This is a genomic window from Oceanobacillus chungangensis, from assembly GCF_003369565.1.
Lineage (GTDB): Bacteria > Bacillota > Bacilli > Bacillales > Amphibacillaceae > Oceanobacillus > Oceanobacillus chungangensis.
Window position 1 is genome coordinate 94750 of the sequence record NZ_PIOD01000004.1, and the last position, 21654, is coordinate 116403.

A 21654-nucleotide genomic window follows, 5' to 3' on the forward strand; every position below is an offset into this window, starting at 1 on the left:
CAATGGGTTCCCGATTATTTTTTCGACGCTCAAAGGATGATGATGGAAGCTCGAGGTTTTGAATAAGAGCTTCAATCTAATATGCGAGCCCTTCAAAACGACAATAAGAATGTCGTTTTGCAAAATGTCATTGTGATTGTGGGAAATCTTATATTAGCAGGAGAGCAGAAATATCGCCAGAAGAAACACAATATCAGCAGGAGAGCAGAAATATTGGCAGGATTAACACAATATCAGCAGGAGAACAAGAATATCGACAGGAGAAAAAATATATCAGCAGGAGAGCAGAAATATCGCCAGAAGAAACACAATATCAGCAGGAGAACAAGAATATCGCCAGGAGAACAACTATATCAGCAGAAGAGCAAGAATATCGCCAGGAGAAAAAATATATCAGCAGGAGAGCAAGAATATCGACAGGAGAAAAAATATATCAGCAGGAGAGCAAGAATATCGTCAGGAGAAAAATATATCAGCAGGAGAGCAGAAATATCGCCAGGAGAAAAATATATCAGCAGGAGAGCAGAAATATCGCCAGGAGAACAACTATATCAGCAGGAGAGCAAGAATATCGCCAGGAGAACAACTATATCAGCAGGAGAGCAGAAATATTGGCAGGATTAACACAATATCAGCAGGAGATCAAGAATATCGCCAGGAGAAACACAATATCAGCAGGAGAGCAGAAATATCGCCAGGAGAACATAGACATCATATCCATTCAAGTTAAGAAAAAAACTTATAAAAATATTTTCCTTTTCCCCTTGCATAATTACTAAAAGTAAGTATAATAAAATTATACAATTTAATAATCGATTCCAATCTTCGGGGCAGGGTGCAATTCCCGACCGGCGGTAACGAGCATTATTGCTCGAAGTCCGCGACCCACAAAAGCGATTTGCTTACGTGGTGGACCTGGTGTGATTCCAGGACCGACAGTTACAGTCTGGATAAGAGAAGATGTCGAGCCTAATTTTAGTGTATTATCATACACTTTAATTTATCTATGAATTTTACCCTAAAGCCCCTATAGGACTTTAGGGTTTTTATATACTATTTTTTAGTATAGTTGATTAGGCTAGGACTTACTCCTTCATTAACGAGAGCGGAATCGATTAATTGATGAAGGAGGAGAACGATGATGCAAAAAACAAGCATGCAGTCATCAAATTTATTAAAACTTATTATTTTGGCATTACTAGGGACAATTTCACTTGTATTATTTTTCTTGAATTTCCCATTACCATTTCTACCGGCTTATTTAAAGATTGATTTTAGTGAGGTGCCTGCAATAATGGCAGGATTGATTTTTTCACCAATGGCAGGAATAATTGTTGTTGCAATTAAAAATTTACTTTACCTAGCTATCTCTGGAGCCGGTGATCCAATTGGAGTTGCAGCTAACTTCCTGGCAGGATTAATGTTTGTTGTACCAGTTTCATTAATTTATCATAAGTTTAAAAAAGGTACAAAGAGCGTTGTATCTGGATTAGTAACAGGAACGATTATTATGGCAGTAGGAATGAGTGTGCTAAATTATTTCGTCATTTTACCAGCTTATGGATGGTTCATGGGATGGGAAATGACTAATCAAGTTATTTGGGCTTCTGTTATAGCAGGTGTTCTACCATTTAATGTAATTAAAGGCATCGTTGTTGCATTACTATTTATCCCTATATTTATTAAAATGCGTCGTTGGATTGAACAAAAACAAGTATCATTAACATAGAAAAAAGGCTAATCTCTAGCAGTACAGCGAGATTAGCCTTTTTACATTCAAAATTGTCGTTTTCTTCAATAGTACTTGAATTAATAAAGTAAAATAGATTACTCAATCTCATGCATTACTAATGTTGTGCAAATAGAAAGATGAAATGTAATTAAGTAAATACCCTACCTTAAAACGAAAAAAACTGGCTTGGGCATCCAAACCAGTTTTTCTATTAGTCTTTCCTTTTTGCAACAATTCCAATCGTACATCTTGAGATGCAAATTAGATTGTCATCCTCATCGGTTATATTAATTTCCCAGACCATCGTAGTCTTTCCGGTGTGAAGTGGGGTTGCCATGGCTGTTACAATGCCATCCCGTTTACTTTTAACGTGATTAGCATTTATTTCAATTCCAAATACACTATTTTCTTCCAGGTCAACGTATGCGGCAGCACCGATGCTTGCTGCTGTTTCAGCTAGGGCAACATTTGCGCCTCCGTGTAGGAATCCAGCAGGCTGGAAGGTTCGTCCATCAACAGGCATTGTTAAGACTACTAAATCTTTATCGATTGATACGACCTCGATTCCGAGTGAACCCATTAATGTATTTTCGAAATTCATGACAATATCCCCCTTATTACACTAATTTACTAATTAATAATGAAATCGCTAATAAGAAACCATAAATCGTATTGGTAATCCCTGTTGCCTTCATTGCTGGCATCATTTCCAGCGGCTCTGTTTTCCCGCGGAAGTTTTTAATTACGCTACGTGCTTTTATTGCACTTAAGAAGGTAAGCAGCGACCAACTTGGCAAGATGCCGATAATAATATAAATTGCTGTTAGTGTATATGCGATAATGAATAATGTTGCTAAAAAGGTAATGGATTTTTCTCTGCCGATTAAAACCGGGATTGTTTTTCGTCCCCCAATTTCATCGCCATCACGGTCACGAATATTATTCGATAAGTTAATACTACCGATAAAGATTGTAATTGGAATGGAAATCCAAATCATTGTAGCCGTTACTGTACCAGTTTGAATAAAATACGTAATCCCAATAATGACGGAACCCATTAATACTCCTGAGAAAAGCTCGCCAAGTGGAGTATAGGAAATAGGAAGCGGTCCACCTGTATATAAATAACCAAATGCCATACAAATAAGTCCGATAACGGCAATCCACCAGCTTGATGCTGTACAAATATAGATACCAATTAAAATAGAAATGCCATAAAAGATAAATGCGATATTTCGTATTTTCTTCGGTTCGATTCCATCTCTAACAATCGTACCGCTAATTCCAACAGATTCTTCTGTATCTAATCCTCTTGCGTAATCATAGTATTCATTAAACATATTCGTTGCCGATTGGATAAGCAAGGAAGCGATTAGCATGGCCAGGAACAATAACCAATTGATTGAGCCATCAATAAAAGCAATCATTGTACCAATAAAGACGGGTATAAATGACGCAGTTAGTGTATGTGGGCGGATTAAACGCCACCAAATATGAAAGCCATCTCTTTCATTTAAGGCTTCTTTAACATTTACATTTTGTGCTGACTGCATGGAAGTTTTCCCCCTGATTTTTCTTTCAATACCATCCTAATTTTAGGCAAATTAAGAGGTAGTGTCAATCTTTCGATAGAAATGTAGAGGCTTTTCTTGAGAATCCTAGCAAAAGAGCATAAAATGAATATGGACGTTTTTTAAAAGAAAAGATAGAATGTCGGCATATCTTACTGCACAACTGCACTAGGATCATTCGTTTAAATGCTTAATCGATTGCCGAGGTTCTTAATTAAATTAGAAAGCTTATAAACTTTCTCGTTGTACTAGTGAAACAAAGACATCACAAATAGGCTGGGATGATCCTAAGTTTTCTAGTCATTGTATAATACGGAGGTTTACTTAAATGATTGAAATAAAAGAAGGACAGGTTGAAGCATTGTTCGAAAAAGTAATTCAAGGGTTGCAGAACAATGAAGATGCCCGACTTGTTAGCATTACAAAAAAAATACAACCGATAGATGCCCTGGAATTTTATCAACGGGCTAGTTATATGGGGAAAAATCGAACGTATTGGACAAATTCAAATCGAAGTTTATACTTAGTGGGGGTTGGTGAAACGTTTGAAATTACTGCTGCCCAATCACGATTCAAGGAAACGAAACAGAAATGGGATAAATTATTAGAGCAAGCAGTAATTCATAATCCTTATAAGTTGCCTGGAACAGGGGTGACTGCACTTGGTGGCATGTCATTTGATCCTAAAAAGGAAACGACAGAATTATGGAAGCATTTCAAACCAAGTCAGTTTACGATTCCTGAGTTCCAATTAACGATTTACCAAGGAGAATCCTATTATACAATTAATGTTTTGATTAATAAGGATGATCATTCAGGTCAATTGGCGGCTTCGATTCAGCGAATGGAAGAAACGCTTTTTCAAACAATCCAAGTAGAGCCTGAATCATTAACGATAGAGAAAAAAGTAGAAATTAATCCTGAACGTTGGAAAGAAACTGTCCGTGCGGCAACAAGTGAAATTCTTAACAAGAAGGTAGAAAAAATCGTTTTGGCGCGTGAAGTACGTTTATCATTTGATAAACAGGTGAAAAGTAGTGTTGTAATAGATAAACTATTGGATACTCAAGCAAATAGTTATATCTTTGCATTTGAAAAGAATAATCATTGTTTTATCGGTGCTACACCAGAAAGACTAGTAAAAGTAGAGCAGGACAATCTTCTGTCAACATGTCTAGCTGGAACAGCCCCGAGAGGTGAGACAAGGGAAGAGGATGAAAGAATTAGCGAAGAGCTCTTGCATGATCAAAAAAATCGTGAAGAACATGACTTTGTTGTGCAAATGATAAAGCAGGCGATCAAAGATCATTGTACAGATCTTGTAATCCCAGATGAGCCTGTCGTTTATCCACTCAAAAATTTACAGCATTTATACACACCTGTTACAGCCAAGCTGAAGGAAGGATACAGTATTTTTGATATTATTGAGCAGTTGCATCCAACCCCTGCCTTAGGTGGGACTCCTCGGGAAGAATCACTTGCATTCATTAGAGAAAATGAATTGCTCGACCGTGGTTGGTATGGTGCCCCAGTTGGCTGGCTCGATAGTAATCAAAATGGAGAATTTGCAGTAGCCATTCGCTCTGGATTAATTCATGGTGACACGGCTTCCTTATTTGCAGGCTGCGGGGTTGTAAAAGATTCAGATCCTGAAGCAGAATATGAAGAAACAAATATTAAATTAATGCCAATGCTATCTGTCTTAGGGGGATAAAGAAATGGAACATACAGAAATATTGACGAGATATACAGCAAATTTCGTTGATGAACTCGTTAAGAGTGGAGTAAAAGATGTAGTTATCTCACCAGGCTCAAGATCGACTCCGCTTGCATTAACATTCTCAGAACATCCTTCCATAAAGGAATGGATTATTATTGACGAACGCTCTGCCGCATTTTTTGCATTGGGAATTGCAAAACAAACGAAAAGGGCTGTTGCACTTATATGTACTTCAGGTACTGCGGCAGCAAATTATTTCCCTGCGATAGTAGAATCACATTATAGCAGGGTACCATTAATAGTAATCACCGCTGATCGTCCACATGAATTACGGGGAGTCGGTGCTCCACAGGCGATTGAGCAAGTAAAGCTATACGGAGATTATGTGAAAGAATTTCATGAAATGGCGCTCCCTGAAGGTACCCCTGAGATGTTAAACTATGTGCGTAATAAGGCTGCACATGCTGTTTATATCGCAGAAGAGGGAAATCCAGGGCCTGTCCACCTTAATTTTCCATTCCGTGAACCACTAAATCCTGATTTCTCATTAGAAGCGATCTGGGAGCCAACTGGTTATGGTAATCATGAACGAATCTACCAAGCGTCACTTGATGGAAGCAAACGGCTCTCCACTGCGCAGTTACAGCTTTTAATTGAAAAGTTAACAGCTAAGAAAAAAGGTGTAATTGTCTGTGGCCCACAAGTGGATGATGAGTTTGCAACTGCAGTCACAGCACTCGCAGCAAATTGGGGTTTGCCGATTTTAGCAGACCCATTGTCACAGCTCAGGTCAGGCAAGCATGCAAAGGTAAATGTTATTGAAAGCTATGATGCCTTCTTAAGAAACGAGACAATTCGCAAGCAACTGAAGCCAGAATTCATCATACGGTTTGGTGCAATGCCTGTATCTAAGCAATATCTTTTTTATCTAAAAGAGAATAAGGATGTCATGCAGTTTACTATTGAAAATAGCGCTGGATATCGTGAACCTACGGGTAATATTACGGAGTTTATTTTCGCTGATGCTGTATCCTTATGTAAGGATTTGCTCACACAATCTCCGGAAATGAATTTCGATCCTAGCTGGTTACAAACATGGCAGGAAATGAATAACATCGCAAAAAAACATTTACTAGCTAATGTCGAGGACAAGATTACTGAGGGAGAGGCTATCCGAGGACTTGTTGATGTTATTCCAGAGAATGGCAGTGCCTATGTTGCAAACAGTATGCCAATCCGTGATTTTGACACGTTTATGCTAACAACAAACAAGTCATTTACAGTACTTGCAAATCGTGGAGCTAACGGAATCGATGGATTGCTCTCCAGTGGTATTGGTGCTGCAACAACGGGGAATCCGGTGACAATCGTTAGTGGCGATCTGTCGTTTTTCCATGATATGAATGGATTACTAGCTGCCAAACATTATCAGTTAAATGTTACAATATTATTGATCAACAATAATGGTGGAGGAATCTTCTCATTCCTCTCACAAGCAAATGATAAAAAGCACTTCGAGGCATTATTTGGTACGCCACTGAATATTGACTTCCAGCATGCTGTCAGCATGTATGGAGGGGAATATAAACTCGCTAAGACGGAAACAGAATTGAAAGAGCTGCTTACGAAGAGTTATCAGGAAAAAGGATTACATGTGATTGAAATACAAACAGATCGCACAGAGAACGTTGACTGGCACCGTGGAAAATGGACGGCGATTGAACAAGAGATTCTGAAAGGCATGGATTAAAAAATTGTATTATCAGACGGAAACAGCAAGCTATTGGTATGAGGTTCATGGTGAAGGAATACCAGTCGTCCTATTACACGGTTTTACAGGTAGTAATTTAACTTGGCAGCATTTTATTGCGCAGCAGAGAGACGAGCTTCAAATTATCACCATCGATTTACCGGGGCACGGGAAAACTGAAACGAAGGAACCGGTAACGATGGAAGCATTTTGCCATGACTTATCTCAGCTATTTCAATATCTTCAGCTAGATTCGATTCATTTAGTAGGCTATTCAATGGGGGGAAGAACGGCACTTTCGTTTGCATTAATCTATCCAGAAATGATAGCAACGCTTGTTTTAGAGAGTGCATCACCAGGATTACTTAATGTGGATGAGCGGAAGTTGCGAGTAGAAAAGGATGAATTGCTTGCAGAAAAGATTGAGCAAGAGGGATTAGCTTCCTTTGTCAACTTTTGGCAGGATATTCCCTTATTCCAGACGCAAAAAAAGCTGCCCCAACATGTTCAGCAAGCAATTCGTAATGAACGTTTAGCCCAGACTGTACAAGGGATGGCAGATTCCCTCCGCTTTATGGGAACTGGAAAACAGCCATCATGGTGGGGGAAATTACATGCGTTCAAGCGACCTGTTTTATTACTTGCAGGTGAACTTGATCAGAAGTTTGTGGAGATAAATAAAAGCATGAGGAATAGCTTGGAAAATAGTGAGTTAGTGATTGTAGAAAAAGCTGGACATGCAATCCACATTGAAAAATCAGCAATTTTTGATACACTAGTAAGTGAGTTTATATTGAAAAGACAGTAATAAGCTTTTTTGTAGTTATGAAAGTATAAAAACTTTCTTACTACATAAGTGCGACTAGTGTAGTTACCGAAAGGCTTGGTGATTACGAGGTTTTCTAACGACAATCATTACATAGTGTCAATATTAGGAGGAATAATATGGCTGTACAATGGGAAGAAGCAAAGAAATACGAAGAAATCTTTTATGAAAAATATAACGGTGTTGCAAAAGTTACCATCAATCGCGAGCATAAACGTAATGCCTTCACACCTTTAACAGTAAATGAAATGATTGATGCATTTGCAGATGCACGTGATGATTCTTCAATCGGAGTCATTATTTTAACAGGTGCAGGAGATAAAGCATTCTGTTCTGGCGGAGACCAAAGTGTACGTGGAAATGGCGGATATGTTGGCAGTGACAATATTCCACGCTTAAACGTACTTGATTTACAACGCCTAATCCGGACGACTCCAAAACCGGTAATTGCTATGGTAAATGGTTATGCAATCGGTGGGGGGCATGTATTACATGTTGTCTGTGATTTAACGATTGCATCGGATAATGCTATTTTCGGTCAAACAGGTCCAAAAGTGGGAAGCTTTGATGCTGGATATGGTGCAGGTTATCTTGCACGTATGGTCGGTCATAAGCGCGCACGTGAAATCTGGTATCTTTGCCGCCAATACAATGCGGAAGAAGCATATGAAATGGGCATGGTAAATAAAGTCGTTCCCCTCGAAAACCTGGAAGAAGAAACATTGCAATGGTGTGAAGAAATTTTAGAAAAATCACCAACAGCACTTCGATTCTTGAAAGCATCCTTCAATGCGGATACAGACGGTTTAGCTGGATTACAGCAAATGGGTGGGGATGCAACATTGCTCTACTATACAACAGATGAAGCGAAAGAAGGAAGAGATGCCTTCAAAGAAAAGAGAAAACCAAACTTCAAACAGTTTCCACGTTTTCCTTAAGTCATATTGTGTGATGAACGAAGATAAAACCTTTGCTGAAACAAGCAAAGGTTTTTGCTTATGTAATTAATATTTAATTGGAACTCCATAATGAAAGGAAATAGCGTTATGACAGAAACAATACCACATTGGTTAACGAAGCAGGCTGATATTAATCCGGATGGAGTCGCCGTTGAAATGGACAATGGCGATGTTCTCACCTTTAATGAGTTAAAAGCAAATAGTCAGCGTTTCGCTAGAAAACTAGCAAAAGCTGGAATTTCTAATGGAATGCATGTTGGGATATTATCGACTAATAATCTTAGGATGATTACAGTGATTCATGCTCTTAGTTATTTAGAGGCAGTTGGCGTTTTATTAAACACTCGTTTAACGACAAAGGAAGTCAATTATCAGCTCCAGGATGCAGAAGTAACCCATCTCTTGACTGCTAGTCAGCTTAATGAGGAAGAACAGGCAGCTTTCAATGTAAGAGAAGTTCTTTCCTTCTCAGAAGTTGAAGCATACGAGGAAAAGGATGTAGAGGTTATTTCGGAGTTGGATTTAAATGCAACGTTTACAATTATTTATACATCTGGAACGACTGGTTTTCCGAAAGGTGTGATGCATACTTACGGTAATCATTGGTGGAGTGCAATCGGTTCTGCGCTTAATTTAGGCCTGGATAAACAGGATAAATGGTTAATTCCTCTGCCACTGTTTCATGTGAGCGGGTTATCTACTTTAATAAAAAGTGTGATTTATGGTATGCCGATTTATTTACTAGAAAAATTTGATGAGAAAATCGTCCATGAAGCAATTATGACGAAAGGAATATCAATTGTCTCTGTTGTTACTGTCATGGTGCAGCGTTTAATGAATTTATTAGGTGAAAACAGCTATCCAAAAACATTAAGATGCATGCTATTAGGCGGTGGACCAGCTCCGAAACCTTTATTGGAAAAAGCAAAGGACAGACAAGTTCCAGTATTCCAGTCGTATGGAATGACAGAAACAGCGTCACAAATTGTAACGCTGAGTCCAAAGGATGCACTAGAAAAGGTTGGCTCTGCAGGGAAAGCTCTATTTCCAGCACAATTGAAAATAGTTGAGCCGGACGAAATGAATGTTGGTGAAATTCAAGTAAAAGGTCCGATGGTAACGAAGGGGTACTATAATCACAAATCTGCAAATGAAACGTCGATTAAAGACGGTTGGCTGGCAACGGGAGATTTAGGGTATTTGGATGATGAAGGGTTCTTATATGTCGTTGATCGCAGAAAAGACTTAATTATTTCTGGTGGTGAGAATATTTACCCATCGGAAATCGAAAGTGTTTTGTCAGCGATGGAGCAGGTCAAGGAAGTAGGAGTGACAGGGAAAGAGGATGTGCGCTGGGGAACGGTACCTGTTGCTTTCATTGTGAAGAGTCGAGAAGTATCAATTGAAGAAATACTAGCTTTTGCTGAAAAACATTTGGCGAAATATAAGCTGCCAAAGGAAATTCATTTCGTAGATGCATTGCCGAGAAATGCAGCAAATAAGCTAGTTCGTAATAAATTACGGAACTAAAGAATTTTCCTCCAAATCACATTTCATGGTTTTAAAAAAAACATGGAAGGTATATAGAAGGATATATCACGAAGAGGAGGGAAATTGGATGAATAATATGTTTGATCAATATTTTTCGGTAAGCTTCATGGATGGTTTACAAAATCTTGTAATTGCAATTCTCGTATTACTTATTGGTTGGATCATTGCAAAAATAATAGGCTCTTCCCCGCAGGGAAAGAAAAGCTTCGGCAGCATTTCATCGCAATCAGGCAAATCGAACTTTATTTTCAAGGAGTCTTCGTGTATTTCTTCCGCTAGGTTTATACGAAAACTCACGATATTGAAGCGACAAATGTACTGATTATCGTCAAGGCTCTAAAGTATACGACTGTCTGAGCGAAAATCAACTATGCGCATAGTTAGCAGTTAATTTAAACTTATCAGTAACATTTATTCTCTATGTACAACAATCATAATATAGGAGTTATCAAGCAGGATACACGCTAGCTTTAGCGGATGTCCTGCTTTTTTGTAGGTAAGAATATTTGCGGCGATACTGGCACTTCCGCTTATGTTCCAAGTATACTTTCCGTTCTTGTTGCCAAAATTAAGAACAGGAGGTGTGGTATGGAAAAGAATACGTATTTTATTAATATAGGTACTGGTGAAATTTCACAAATAAAAAACGAAAACAATTTTGCGTTAATAATACAAGCGACAGCAGAGGAGGTGAATCAGCTAAGGAGGAAAATGGATGACATGCATGATTCAAGCTTTGATTCATTTATTCGGGCGCAAATTCCATTTCTAGAGTATCATCACGACCAAGCAAACGAACAATACGATAAAAATCTTACAGAAGCGTATCAACTCATTCATCAATTAGGTAATTCACAAACAAAGGCACATATTGAAAGCATGGGGATTTTTCTAGAAAATCAGGAATAAAGTTCAACTGCAGTTTTTGTCGATATTTTGTGTTTAATCTTTATAGAAATAAGGAATAGTCTACCATAGTATTAAGCTAGTACGTACCTTAAAGGGGATGTTAGAATGAAGCATAAATTAAAAAGAAACAGCAAATGGATACTTTGTGTTTTAAGTGTAGGCGTAATTCTGTTACTATTAGTCGTAAGCAATCATAATACTTTACCTGTTCAAGCAAAGAATCATCAGCAAATCATTTCGACATTAGGTAGTGTGGGGAAAGCACAGCAAAATAACTCAATAATAAATAGCATGGAAATAGAGCAAGCAGTTGCTTCTTCAACAAGAGAAAATCTGGTAACGGAGCAGAAACAGTCTGATTCAGCAAAGGATAATGTGGGAATGGAACAACAAGATACGATTCCAGAACTTACACATCAAAATATTGTTGAACTAACGGATCGCTTTATGAATACATTAGTACAACCGATAGATGATAATTATCGAGTACTAAATTATGCGACAATAGATGAATTAATGGATGTTTTTTCGGTGTTCATAGATCGAGAAGTTGTTGCTGAGTATGTAAATTTTTATTTCCATGAAGAAGCGGATGGAATTTATATTCTGCCAACAGAAACGCCACCATGGTTTGAAGAAAATAACGATTATAAAGTACAACAGGTAAGTGAAAATAAAGCAATGGTAAATCAATATAATGAATCAGAATTACATGGAAATTATACTGTTAGTATAGAATTCACGTATGATGGATCTGCTTGGAGGATAACGGGCATTGCACATCAGTATTAGGTTCAAAATAGGGGGAATCCCTAGTGAATAAAGTTTCACTTGATTTAATAGAGAAAAGGGTAGTTGATAATTGAAAAAATTTAGGGATTATTACAACAATGAGGTGAAGCTTTCCTTTGATGATCATCCTTTCTCCAAAGAGCCGAAACATGTATGGGTGATTTGCAAGCATCGAGGAAATTGGCTATTAACTAAGCATAGTGAGCGGGGGTTAGAATTCCCTGGGGGGAAAGTTGAAATCGGTGAAACTGCAGAGCAAGCAGCAATTCGTGAAGTAAAGGAAGAAACTGGAGGAACGGTAGAGAGTATTGTATATATTGGTCAATACATTGTATACGGGAAAAGTGATACCGTAATAAAGAATGTTTACTGTGCGAATGTTAATCAGTTGTTAAATCAGGAAACCTATTTTGAAACAGACGGGCCGCAGCTGCTTAAATCGATACCCGAAAATGTAAGGTATAATGATCGGTACAGCTTTGTGATGAAAGATGGAGTATTAGAATATTGCATGGAGTATATTCAGAATGAGAGTATTTCTTTACGTCCAGTTTAAAGGCATGTAATGTAGAAAATGTAACGCTTGGAGAGAAATTTTCCAAGCGTTTTTACTTGGCCAGTTTTTTTACGACTCGTTAACGATTCTAATTAGGTCGTATGTTTGATCAACCAGGTTTCAATCCTCTCCACAATCTTATACATGATTGCAGCGAGAATCGCGATGATAACAAGGCTTGCCATTACGAGTGTAAAATCAAATACTTGGAATCCGTAAATGATTAAATAGCCGAGACCTTCCTTTGATACAAGGTATTCCCCAACGATTACACCAACCCAAGATAATCCTACGTTTACTTTAAGTGTAGAAATCATTGCAGGCAGTGCTGCTGGAAAAATCGCTTCTTTAAAAATTTGTGATTTCGATGCGCCGAAGCTTCTCAATACTTTCTCGTAGTTTGGATCCACTTCATTAAAAGCAGAATAAACGACAAGTGTTGTAACGATAACAGAAATAATAAATCCCATCGCAATGATAGAGAAATATCCAGGTCCAAATGCAACGATTAGGATGGGACCGAGTGCTACTTTTGGCATCGCATTAAAAACGACGAGATAGGGATCCATGACTTTGGAAAATCGAGCCGATGTCCAAAGCATGATGGCAATTAAAATTCCACCAATGGTTCCAATGATAAAGCCTAAAATCGTTTCAAACAGAGTGATCGAAACGTGGCTGAAAATTGAGCCGTTTGCAAATCTTGTAATGAGCAAATCGATTACCTTGGTAGGGGAACTGAATAATAATGGGTCAATCCAATAAAATCTGCTCGCAATCTCCCAAAGTGCGATAAAAAAGATTAGGATAGCAAGCTGCCAAGTTAATACGACCTTTTTTTCCTTTTTTAATTGTCTGTTATAGTCTTCAAATAAGTGTTGATCTGTTTTTTGCTTCATATCTTTTAGAACACCACCTTGCTTGCTGATTCTTTCTTGTCTAATTCTTCCCAAATTTTATCGAAAAGCAGCTGATATTTTTGATGCTTCCGAACGAGTATTGGTGTTTCATTTCGTAATTCAATTGGTACTTCAAATACTTTAGCAATGGAACCGGGATTAGCGTTCATGATAAATACACGGTCACTCATTGCAATTGCCTCACCGATATCATGGGTTACGAGAATGGCGGTTTTGTGATAAGTCTTGAATAATTTTGCAACTAAGTTTTCGAGTTTTAATTTCGTTTGATAATCAAGTGCTGAAAATGGTTCATCTAGTAATAAGAGTTTTGGGTTATTAATTAAAGTCCGAACTAATGCAACACGTTGTCTCATTCCACCGGATAACGCGCTCGGATACTTTTCCGCAACATTAGGGAGACCGACGACATCTAATAGCTCTAATGCTCGCGAACGGGTTTCCTCTGTAAATTGGTTCTGAATCCTCGGTCCTAATAAAACATTATCAATAATTGTTTTCCAAGGAAACAGATAGTCTTGCTGCAGCATATAACCAATCGATAAATCAGTATTGCTGATTAATTTCTGCTGGAGAAATACATCCCCAGCAGTTTGTTTCATTATTCCAGCGATGATGGACAATATTGTTGATTTGCCACAACCACTTGGTCCAAGTAAGGAAATAAATTCACCTTCCTTTACCGACAATGAAATATTATCCAATGCTTTTGTAAAGCCATTTTTCGAAAAATAGTGATGGGAAACATGATCCAAGGTTAGAAATGACACATTATGTCCTCCTTAGTTACCAATAACATCTTCTGCAAACTCTGTATTAACCAAATCTTCATATGGCACATCTGCTGGAAGCTCGCCAGCTTCATCCATTATGTCTTTTAAGTTATCCCATTCTGCTTCGTCTAAAATTGGATCTGTTGCAAAAGAGTCTTGATTTTTATAACGTTCAATGGATGTAGTCAATATTTCTAGGGCGGTATCTTCAAAATAAGGTTCGATTACTTTTGCGATTTCCTCCGCTTTATTTTCTGCAACCCATTGCTGTGCCTTGTAGATTGCTCTTGTAAATTTTGTAATTGTTTCAGGATTCTCATCTAGGAAGCTCTGTTTTGCCATAAAAACGGTGTATGGTACGGTACCAGATTCTTCACCGAATGATGCAACAATATGGCCTTGACCTTCTTTCTCAAACACACTAGCTGTTGGCTCAAATAATTGAACATATTCATAATCACCAGAAGCAAATGCACCAGGAATATTTGCAAAATCAATGTTTTGCGTTAATTCCAAATCTGTATGTGGATTAATACCATGTTGTTTCAGAACGTACTCACCAACCATTTGTGGCATTCCACCAACCCGTTGACCTAAAAAGTTGCTTCCCGCAACATTTTCCCAAGTAAAATTAGGATCTGGATCTTTCGCAACTAAAAATGTTCCATCTGTTTGTGTTAATTGTGCGAAATTAATTGCGTAGTCTTTAGAATCCTGTGCATAAACATAGATGGAGGTCTCAGAGCCAACTAGTGCAATATCGGCCCCGTCAGAAAGTAAAGTAGTCATCGTTGTATCTCCACCCCAAGTTGTTTGCAGTTCCACTTCAAGTCCTTCTTCCTCAAAAAAGCCTTTCTCAAGTGCTACATATTGTGGTGCATAAAAGAGGGATCTTGTAACCTCTGCTAAGCTGATTTTTGTAACTTCTGATGTATTACAAGCGGATAGCATTAATAGAAATAGGGAAGCAAATAAAATTAATATCGTCATTTTTCTCATCGTACTCGACCCTTTCAAAATAAGTAATGTTTGCAGGTAGGAAAGATTTAGAGCTTTCTCGCCGCTATAGTAACAGTGGGATTTCTAAAGACAGTTTATGCGATAGTGAAAAAATGTGTGAATGCCTATATGGGGATTGAAAATCTTTTAATGGAAGGGGAATCATTTTAATTCATAAAAAGAACCGACTTCCATTAAGAAGTCGGCAATTAGGATGAATCTAAACAAATTTTTGGATAGACAAGCTATCCTTACTTTCACTCATATAAGAAATCCTTTTGGGATGAGGAAACGAATTAAATTAACCTTTGTAAAGTGGACCTGCTTGCTTAATACTCTCCCCAGCTTCGGTAAACTTCTCGAAATTATAATGAAATTTCATCGCTAAGGATTTGGCGGCAATCCCATATGCAACTTTATCTTGCCATGTATATCTTGGAATTAGAACACTGTCTGGTACACCAGGAATAGACGAAGGTATCTGCAAACCAAAGATCTCATCGACTGTTGTCTCTACTGTATTTAGCTCTCCTTCTAAGGCAGAATGGATCATTGCTCGAGTATAGGAAAGCTTTATGCGTTCACCTACACCATAAGGCCCGCCAGTCCAGCCGGTATTCACAAGGAATACATTCGCATTATATAAATCAATTTTTCCCCCAAGCATTTCTGCATATCTCGCTGGTGCTAATGGAAGAAATGGAGAACCAAAGCAGGCAGAGAATGTTGCTTGTGGTTCTGTAACACCTCGTTCCGTGCCAGCTAATTTACTCGTATAACCACTCAAGAAATGATACATTGCCTGTTCCTTCGTTAGTCTACTAATTGGTGGCAAAGTTCCAGAAGCATCGGCAGTAAGGAAAATAATCGTGTTTGGATGACCTGCGACACTTGGAGTCATGATATGATCAATATACTCTAGTGGATATGCTGCCCTAGTATTCTCCGTTAATAATGTATCGTCATAATCAGGAATTCTCGTATCATTTAAGATGACATTTTCTAATACCGCACCGAACCGGATTGCATTGAAAATCTGTGGTTCTTTTTCCTGTGATAAATTGACGCACTTTGCATAGCAGCCACCTTCAATATTAAATACACCATCAGGTCCCCAGCCATGCTCATCATCACCAATAAGGCGACGATGCGGGTCAGCGGATAAAGTTGTTTTACCAGTGCCAGATAGGCCAAAGAATAAAGCAACATCACCTTCTGCGCCAACATTCGCTGAACAGTGCATAGAAAGTATATCCTGCTGTGGTAACAGGTAATTCATAATGGAAAAGATCGATTTCTTTATTTCTCCTGCATACTCCGTGCCCCCGATTAAGATAATTCGTTTCTTAAATGAAATCATAATAAATGTTTCTGAATTTGTTTTATCTACAATAGGATCTGCTTTGAAATTCGGTGCAGATATGACCGTGAATTCTGAATGATGGGTTTTAAGCTCTGCATCTGAAGCTGTAATAAATAATTGGCGTGAGAATAAGTTGTGCCATGCATACTCATTAATTACTTGAATAGGTAATCGGTAATTAGCATCTGCACCAGCAAACCCTTGAAAAGAATATACCTCATCTTTTCCCTTTAAATAATCAACCATTTTACGATATAGGTTATCAAAGTAAACTTCTTCGATTGGTTGATTGACAGGTCCCCAATTAATAAATGTGTCACATACTTTATCCCTTACGATGAACTTGTCTTTTGGAGAGCGTCCTGTGTACTTTCCTGTTGTAGCACGTACAGCGCCAGTATTAGTTAAAGTACCTTCATTTCGTTCTAGGACCTTTTCAACTAATTGCGGTACAGATAAATTATGCTGTATGTTCTCATGAGAAATTAATTCTTTCACTAAAGACTTTTCCACAGTTTTCATCTCGATTTCTCCCGCCTTTATTGTTATACGATAAATTCATTCATTATTTCTAACATTAATAAGCTTAATTTTTAATTAGTATAACACATTAATAATAATAGTCCATACCAATAATCGATATTTTTAATATTTTATAGGATTTATTTTTAATGTTGAAAATTTTGGTATTCATGAGCTTAATTCTTTAAGGAGAGATGCAACATAATGAGTGACTTCGATTTAGTTGGAAAGCAACATGGGAAATTGGTGAAAAGATAAAACTATAGGGGTAAATGTTAACCAATATATATGGAAATTATTTATTGAAGGCATAAAGTGATTCTATACCTAGGTTTATATATCTTAAACAAATACAATAATTAGTTTGCCAGTTTTAAACATTCAATCATATGAAGTATCTTGCTCTTATGTTAGTACGCTAATTTTACTGTTGACATGAACCTATGGATTCGTTAATCTTATAAGGAACGGATATCTCTTATTCAGAGCCGGCGGAGGGACAGACCCAATGAAGCCCAGCAACCATCACATCATGTGAAAAGGTGCTAACCTGATGCAAGGAAAACTCCTTGAACAATAAGAGTGAAAGGCCCGGTAACCCTTTCCTCATTTATAGGAAGGGCTTTTTTACTTTAAAGAGTAAATATTTTATTTCTTATAGTAAGATGATAAGAAATTCTCCAGATGGGGATAAGGAATATTTTTTTACTTTCTCAGGTACGTTGAATAAAATTAATCATAACTTACTAAATAGAGATCCGTAACATCATATAAAGGGGAGTAAGCCTAATGGCTGCAAATCGTCGTTTATTTACATCAGAGTCTGTAACAGAAGGACATCCTGATAAAATGTCTGATCAAATCTCAGACGCAATTTTAGATGCAATTTTAGAAAAGGATCCATTTGCGCGTGTCGCATGTGAGACTACGGTAACAACAGGTTTAGTATTAGTTGCAGGAGAAATATCTACAAGTACGTATGTAGATATTCCAGCAGTCGTTCGCCAAACAGTGAAGGAAATCGGCTACACAAGAGCAAAATTTGGATTTGACGCAGAAACTTGCGCGGTAATGACTGCGATTGATGAGCAATCTGCAGATATTGCTGGCGGTGTGGATAAAGCACTTGAAGCGCGTCAAGGAAAAATGAGTGAAGCAGAAATTGACTCAATTGGGGCGGGGGATCAAGGCTTAATGTTTGGCTTTGCTTGTAATGAAACAGAAGAATTAATGCCATTGCCTATTTCTTTGGCGCATAAACTTGCAAAACGATTAACAGATGTACGCAAAGATCAAACCTTGGATTATCTCCGTCCAGATGGAAAAACACAAGTAACAATCGAATATGATGAGAACGATTCTCCTGTACGTGTTGATACGATTGTTATTTCTACACAGCACCATCAAGATATTACAACAGAACAAATTGAAAAAGACATGATTGAACATGTCATTCGTCCAATCGTTCCAGAAGCACTTCTTGACGATGAAACAAAATATTTCATCAATCCAACTGGACGCTTTGTTATTGGCGGACCTCAAGGTGACGTAGGATTGACTGGTCGTAAAATTATCGTGGACACATATGGTGGATATGCTCGTCATGGTGGTGGAGCATTTAGCGGTAAGGATGCTACCAAAGTAGATCGTTCGGCAGCATATGCAGCACGCTATGTTGCAAAAAATATCGTTGCCGCGGACCTTGCGAAGTCATGTGAAGTTCAACTTGCATATGCAATTGGTGTTGCGGAACCAGTTTCAATTGCGATAAATACATTTGGCACTGGCATTGTAGCGGAGGATGTTCTTGTTGAAGCGGTTCGTCAATTATTTGACCTTCGACCAGCTGGAATTATCAATATGCTAGACTTAAGAAAGCCAATCTTCCGAAACACGGCTGCATACGGTCATTTTGGTAGAACAGATATCGAGTTCCCATGGGAAAAAACAGATAAAGTGAATGAATTAAAGACGTTATTGGTAAAATAATTTCTATATCAAGTCGTTTGGCAGTAGTTTTGCTGAACGGCTTTTTTTATTGGTTTTAAAGGGGCGGCTCGGTAGATTCATCTCAAAAAAAGGAAATCGGCAATCTTGCCGATTTCCTTACGAGCCTAACTCCGTATTTTTCTTATAATACTGTCCTTTTTCTACATATGATTTCCTTATTCTTTCCATTTCTGCATAGTCGGCTTTATTTAGGTCACGGATTACTTTGGCTGGCCTCCCGAAAGCAAGCGTGTTTGCTGGAATCTTTTTCCCGGGTGGAATTAGACTTCCTGCGCCAATAAAGGCATTCTCTCCAACCTCAGCTCCATCAAGGATAATGGATCCCATCCCGATTAGAGCGTTTTTTCTTATTATTGCAGAATGTAGGGTGACCTGATGTCCAACCGTCACATCGTCTTCAATAATTAATGGATTGTCAGGACTTTGATGTAACATGGATAAATCTTGAATACTAACCCTTTTGCCAATCCTTGTTGGCGCAACATCGCCACGAATAACAGTATGAAACCAAATGCACGATTGTTCATCAATTGTCACGTCACCAACAATCACGGCGTCTTTTGCAATAAAAGCAGTATCATGTATGTTCGGTTTTGTATCTTTGTATTCACCAATCAACTACGCTCCCTCCAGTCTGGATAATTTCGACATCGTATAATACTCAAAAGTTGATGCTATAATATCGAGTATAACAAACTTTTATTAATTGGATGAATGAAATGATAGAGCGGAGGAAGTAGTTTGACTACAAATGTACCAAAGACAGCATTGACATTACTAAGAGCGGTTTATCGCGATATTTTTCCTGAAGTTGACAAAGCATTAGCCTACTGGAAAAGAAAGGCAGAGCAGATTCCTGATTTGGAATTGCGGGCCCAGGCACTTGCGAGTATTGATTCGAAACGATTTCATTGTCAAGGTGGTGCTACATATGCACTATTAGCAGCAAAAAATCAAAAAACAGCGATTCGATTTATCGTTGCTTATCAAACAATCAGCGACTATTTAGACAATCTTTGTGATCGAAGCACGTCGATGGATCCGGATGATTTTCGCTTATTGCATGAATCTATGGAGGACGCACTATCGCCTAAGAATGAGGTGGGAAATTATTATGAATTGAGAAAAGAACAAGATGATGGGGGGTATCTAGCGGAACTTGTTCGAACTTGCCAGCAAATAATAGAAGAAATCCCTACTTATTCTGTTATTAAGCCAATTTTGTTGGAACTTGAAGCGATGTATGCAGATTTACAAGTACATAAACATGTTCAATTGGAAGATAGAGTTCCACGCTTAACTGCTTGGTATGAAGAAAACAAATGGAAAACTCCCACATTAGCTTGGCATGAATTTGCAGCTGCTTCAGGGTCGACGCTAGGGATTTTCTGTCTTATTTCATATGCGCTTGGTGGCGGGATGTCAGGAGAGCTTGCGAGAAAAATCTATGACGGATATTTTCCATATATGCAAGGATTACATATTTTACTTGACTACTTTATTGATCAACAAGAAGACGAACAAGAAGGTGATTTAAATTTCTGTAGCTTCTATCTGAACAAAGAACAAATGAATCTGCGTTTTCATTACTTTATTGAGCAAACGGCAAAGCATGTTCAAATTCTGCCTGATCGGAAGTTTCATGAAATGGTACAGCAAGGTTTAGTCGCATTGTATTTAGGTGATAAAAAAGTAAAACAACTTGATGATGGTGAGGAAATGACTAAGGCTCTCTTAAAAGCAAGTGGGGTTATGGCAAAAATTTTCCATTGGAATATTAGAATGTATCATAAGCGAGCGAAGATATGAGTGTTAACATTTGAGTTTTTACCAAGGATAAAAGGAGTTTTTTACTGAAGCATAGAATATATTATATATAGATAATGATTCTAATACAGGAAATGAACAAGCGACAATTTGAACAGATTACAATTATTTTATTTCGTATTTAGTTAGGAATAAATTAAAGCAGTTGTCAATATGCTAAAGGACGCATGGTTTGTATTCTTTATTAATTATTGCACTACTACTTCTGTTCATTGTATTTAAGCTTAGTGGATTACAGTTTCATTTTACTATCAACCTTATATTTTTCAGTAGTCAATATTCTTTGTTTTATTTCAATGTATCGGTTACTGAAAAAAGAAGGCAGGACGCTAAAAGAGTTCGTTCGGTGGGGGGGAGATCAATGGATAGAAAATATAATGATCTAATCGGTGAAATACTGGAATCATCTGGGGAGAAGGATAATTTCAATTTAGAAGGAAAAGGCAAGCCACTGCCAAAAGGATATGTACAGCGAGATGTGTTTCAAAACTTCCAGAAGATAGCAAAGGATGCTGGATACCTCCCGTCATGGCTTAAACTGCAAAAGGAAATATCTACATTACTTGAAAAAGCGAAGACGGATAAAGATATTAAAAGAATTAATAAAAAGGTGAAGGAATATAATACGCTTTGTCCATTGCCAATGCAAAAAATGCTAGTAAGCATGGATGGAATAGAAAAAGCTAGGAGAATTTGGGGATAGAGGACCTAAACTGGAAGGTTTTAGGTCCTTTACTATTTAAATACATAGCGATACAAAGATATTCTGCCAGAGAAGCAGTATCTTAATGAGGAAGAGTTATATTTAAGATAAAATGTTTTCAGACAAGCATAGGTTGAAAAGTTACATAGAGGTGTTTTTCGCCTTTATTGG

At 37.8% G+C, this 21654-nt stretch carries 21 protein-coding genes and 2 riboswitches; of the genes, 14 read left to right on the forward strand and 7 right to left on the reverse strand.

The features are described 5' to 3' along the window. Positions 1 to 81: 81 nt before the first annotated feature. Both CWR45_RS03805 and CWR45_RS03810 read left to right on the forward strand, forming a co-directional pair. On the forward strand, positions 82 to 624 hold the full coding sequence (locus CWR45_RS03805; protein WP_115748474.1) for a hypothetical protein: 543 nt from the start codon (positions 82 to 84) through the stop codon (positions 622 to 624). A gap of 193 nt (positions 625 to 817) precedes the next feature. After that, positions 818 to 966, forward strand: a riboswitch (FMN riboswitch). Between the two features lie 175 nt (positions 967 to 1141). Continuing rightward, on the forward strand, positions 1142 to 1729 hold the full coding sequence (locus CWR45_RS03810) for an ECF transporter S component (RefSeq protein ID WP_115748504.1): 588 nt from the start codon (positions 1142 to 1144) through the stop codon (positions 1727 to 1729). Between the two features lie 214 nt (positions 1730 to 1943). On the opposite strand, the gene CWR45_RS03815 is transcribed toward CWR45_RS03810, so the two are convergent. Together CWR45_RS03815 and CWR45_RS03820 are read right to left on the reverse strand one after the other, a co-directional pair. After that, on the reverse strand, positions 1944 to 2333 hold the full coding sequence (locus tag CWR45_RS03815; RefSeq protein ID WP_115748475.1) for a hotdog fold thioesterase: 390 nt from the start codon (positions 2331 to 2333) through the stop codon (positions 1944 to 1946). A 16-nt stretch (positions 2334 to 2349) separates the two neighbouring features. Next, positions 2350 to 3285: a 1,4-dihydroxy-2-naphthoate polyprenyltransferase gene (locus CWR45_RS03820; RefSeq protein WP_115748476.1), complete on the reverse strand. Its 936-nt coding sequence runs from the start codon at positions 3283 to 3285 to the stop codon at positions 2350 to 2352. 346 nt (positions 3286 to 3631) lie between these two features. Between CWR45_RS03820 and CWR45_RS03825 the strand changes: the two genes are divergently transcribed. The 9 genes from CWR45_RS03825 (at position 3632) to ytkD (ending at position 12366) form a co-directional block, all read left to right on the forward strand. Continuing rightward, positions 3632 to 5017, forward strand: coding sequence for an isochorismate synthase (locus CWR45_RS03825; protein ID WP_115748477.1), 1386 nt, complete (start codon positions 3632 to 3634; stop codon positions 5015 to 5017). A gap of 4 nt (positions 5018 to 5021) precedes the next feature. After that, complete coding sequence (menD, locus tag CWR45_RS03830; protein WP_115748478.1) at positions 5022 to 6773, forward strand: 2-succinyl-5-enolpyruvyl-6-hydroxy-3-cyclohexene-1-carboxylic-acid synthase; 1752 nt, start codon at positions 5022 to 5024, stop codon at positions 6771 to 6773. A 4-nt stretch (positions 6774 to 6777) separates the two neighbouring features. Beyond that, a complete protein-coding gene (gene menH, locus CWR45_RS03835; protein WP_115748479.1) occupies positions 6778 to 7581 on the forward strand; it encodes a 2-succinyl-6-hydroxy-2,4-cyclohexadiene-1-carboxylate synthase in 804 nt (267 codons plus the stop codon). 137 nt (positions 7582 to 7718) lie between these two features. Beyond that, on the forward strand, positions 7719 to 8537 hold the full coding sequence (gene menB / locus CWR45_RS03840; protein WP_115748480.1) for a 1,4-dihydroxy-2-naphthoyl-CoA synthase: 819 nt from the start codon (positions 7719 to 7721) through the stop codon (positions 8535 to 8537). Between the two features lie 108 nt (positions 8538 to 8645). After that, a complete protein-coding gene (locus CWR45_RS03845) occupies positions 8646 to 10088 on the forward strand; it encodes an o-succinylbenzoate--CoA ligase (protein ID WP_115748481.1) in 1443 nt (480 codons plus the stop codon). A gap of 88 nt (positions 10089 to 10176) precedes the next feature. Further along, the gene (locus tag CWR45_RS03850) at positions 10177 to 10431 is read left to right on the forward strand and encodes a mechanosensitive ion channel family protein (protein ID WP_115748482.1); all 255 of its coding nucleotides are present in this window, start codon (positions 10177 to 10179) and stop codon (positions 10429 to 10431) included. Between the two features lie 266 nt (positions 10432 to 10697). Then, positions 10698 to 11018 (forward strand): hydrolase, encoded by a 321-nt coding sequence (locus CWR45_RS03855; RefSeq protein ID WP_115748483.1) that lies wholly within the window; start codon positions 10698 to 10700, stop codon positions 11016 to 11018. 105 nt (positions 11019 to 11123) lie between these two features. Beyond that, a complete protein-coding gene (locus CWR45_RS03860; protein ID WP_115748484.1) occupies positions 11124 to 11810 on the forward strand; it encodes a hypothetical protein in 687 nt (228 codons plus the stop codon). 70 nt (positions 11811 to 11880) lie between these two features. Further along, positions 11881 to 12366, forward strand: coding sequence for an RNA deprotection pyrophosphohydrolase (gene ytkD / locus CWR45_RS03865; protein WP_115748485.1), 486 nt, complete (start codon positions 11881 to 11883; stop codon positions 12364 to 12366). Positions 12367 to 12458: 92 nt separating this feature from the next. Here the strand turns inward: ytkD and CWR45_RS03870 are convergent, their stop codons facing one another. From CWR45_RS03870 to pckA, 4 genes are all read right to left on the reverse strand, one after another. Then, the gene (locus tag CWR45_RS03870; protein WP_115748486.1) at positions 12459 to 13265 is read right to left on the reverse strand and encodes an ABC transporter permease; all 807 of its coding nucleotides are present in this window, start codon (positions 13263 to 13265) and stop codon (positions 12459 to 12461) included. Positions 13266 to 13270: 5 nt separating this feature from the next. Beyond that, positions 13271 to 14056 carry an ABC transporter ATP-binding protein gene (locus CWR45_RS03875; RefSeq protein WP_115748487.1) on the reverse strand — a complete coding sequence of 262 codons (786 nt, stop codon included), beginning with the start codon at positions 14054 to 14056 and terminating at the stop codon, positions 13271 to 13273. A gap of 12 nt (positions 14057 to 14068) precedes the next feature. Then, positions 14069 to 15058: an ABC transporter substrate-binding protein gene (locus CWR45_RS03880; protein WP_115748488.1), complete on the reverse strand. Its 990-nt coding sequence runs from the start codon at positions 15056 to 15058 to the stop codon at positions 14069 to 14071. A gap of 301 nt (positions 15059 to 15359) precedes the next feature. Beyond that, on the reverse strand, positions 15360 to 16943 hold the full coding sequence (gene pckA, locus CWR45_RS03885) for a phosphoenolpyruvate carboxykinase (ATP) (RefSeq protein ID WP_115748489.1): 1584 nt from the start codon (positions 16941 to 16943) through the stop codon (positions 15360 to 15362). Between the two features lie 475 nt (positions 16944 to 17418). Continuing rightward, a riboswitch (SAM riboswitch) is annotated at positions 17419 to 17526 on the forward strand. A gap of 206 nt (positions 17527 to 17732) precedes the next feature. Here pckA and metK point away from each other — a divergent pair. Continuing rightward, positions 17733 to 18932, forward strand: a complete 1200-nt coding sequence (gene metK / locus CWR45_RS03890; protein ID WP_115748490.1) for a methionine adenosyltransferase — start codon at positions 17733 to 17735, stop codon at positions 18930 to 18932. 117 nt (positions 18933 to 19049) lie between these two features. Here metK and CWR45_RS03895 read toward each other — a convergent pair whose 3' ends face one another. Continuing rightward, positions 19050 to 19571: a gamma carbonic anhydrase gene (locus CWR45_RS03895; RefSeq protein WP_115748491.1), complete on the reverse strand. Its 522-nt coding sequence runs from the start codon at positions 19569 to 19571 to the stop codon at positions 19050 to 19052. A 123-nt stretch (positions 19572 to 19694) separates the two neighbouring features. On the opposite strand from CWR45_RS03895, the gene CWR45_RS03900 reads away from it, so the two are divergent. Together CWR45_RS03900 and CWR45_RS03905 are read left to right on the forward strand one after the other, a co-directional pair. Next, on the forward strand, positions 19695 to 20762 hold the full coding sequence (locus CWR45_RS03900; RefSeq protein WP_115748492.1) for a tetraprenyl-beta-curcumene synthase family protein: 1068 nt from the start codon (positions 19695 to 19697) through the stop codon (positions 20760 to 20762). Between the two features lie 379 nt (positions 20763 to 21141). Then, positions 21142 to 21483: a DnaJ family domain-containing protein gene (locus tag CWR45_RS03905; protein WP_115748493.1), complete on the forward strand. Its 342-nt coding sequence runs from the start codon at positions 21142 to 21144 to the stop codon at positions 21481 to 21483. Positions 21484 to 21654: the final 171 nt, after the last annotated feature.

Coding starts and splice junctions, on each gene's coding strand:
- CWR45_RS03805 (WP_115748474.1), top strand. CDS start 82: ATGCGAGCCCTTCAAAACGACAATAAGAATGTCGTTTTGCAAAATGTC.
- CWR45_RS03810 (WP_115748504.1), top strand. CDS start 1,142: ATGCAAAAAACAAGCATGCAGTCATCAAATTTATTAAAACTTATTATT.
- CWR45_RS03815 (WP_115748475.1), bottom strand. CDS start 2,333: ATGAATTTCGAAAATACATTAATGGGTTCACTCGGAATCGAGGTCGTA.
- CWR45_RS03820 (WP_115748476.1), bottom strand. CDS start 3,285: ATGCAGTCAGCACAAAATGTAAATGTTAAAGAAGCCTTAAATGAAAGA.
- CWR45_RS03825 (WP_115748477.1), top strand. CDS start 3,632: ATGATTGAAATAAAAGAAGGACAGGTTGAAGCATTGTTCGAAAAAGTA.
- menD (WP_115748478.1), top strand. CDS start 5,022: ATGGAACATACAGAAATATTGACGAGATATACAGCAAATTTCGTTGAT.
- menB (WP_115748480.1), top strand. CDS start 7,719: ATGGCTGTACAATGGGAAGAAGCAAAGAAATACGAAGAAATCTTTTAT.
- CWR45_RS03845 (WP_115748481.1), top strand. CDS start 8,646: ATGACAGAAACAATACCACATTGGTTAACGAAGCAGGCTGATATTAAT.
- CWR45_RS03850 (WP_115748482.1), top strand. CDS start 10,177: ATGAATAATATGTTTGATCAATATTTTTCGGTAAGCTTCATGGATGGT.
- CWR45_RS03855 (WP_115748483.1), top strand. CDS start 10,698: ATGGAAAAGAATACGTATTTTATTAATATAGGTACTGGTGAAATTTCA.
- CWR45_RS03860 (WP_115748484.1), top strand. CDS start 11,124: ATGAAGCATAAATTAAAAAGAAACAGCAAATGGATACTTTGTGTTTTA.
- CWR45_RS03870 (WP_115748486.1), bottom strand. CDS start 13,265: ATGAAGCAAAAAACAGATCAACACTTATTTGAAGACTATAACAGACAA.
- CWR45_RS03880 (WP_115748488.1), bottom strand. CDS start 15,058: ATGAGAAAAATGACGATATTAATTTTATTTGCTTCCCTATTTCTATTA.
- pckA (WP_115748489.1), bottom strand. CDS start 16,943: ATGAAAACTGTGGAAAAGTCTTTAGTGAAAGAATTAATTTCTCATGAG.
- metK (WP_115748490.1), top strand. CDS start 17,733: ATGGCTGCAAATCGTCGTTTATTTACATCAGAGTCTGTAACAGAAGGA.
- CWR45_RS03905 (WP_115748493.1), top strand. CDS start 21,142: ATGGATAGAAAATATAATGATCTAATCGGTGAAATACTGGAATCATCT.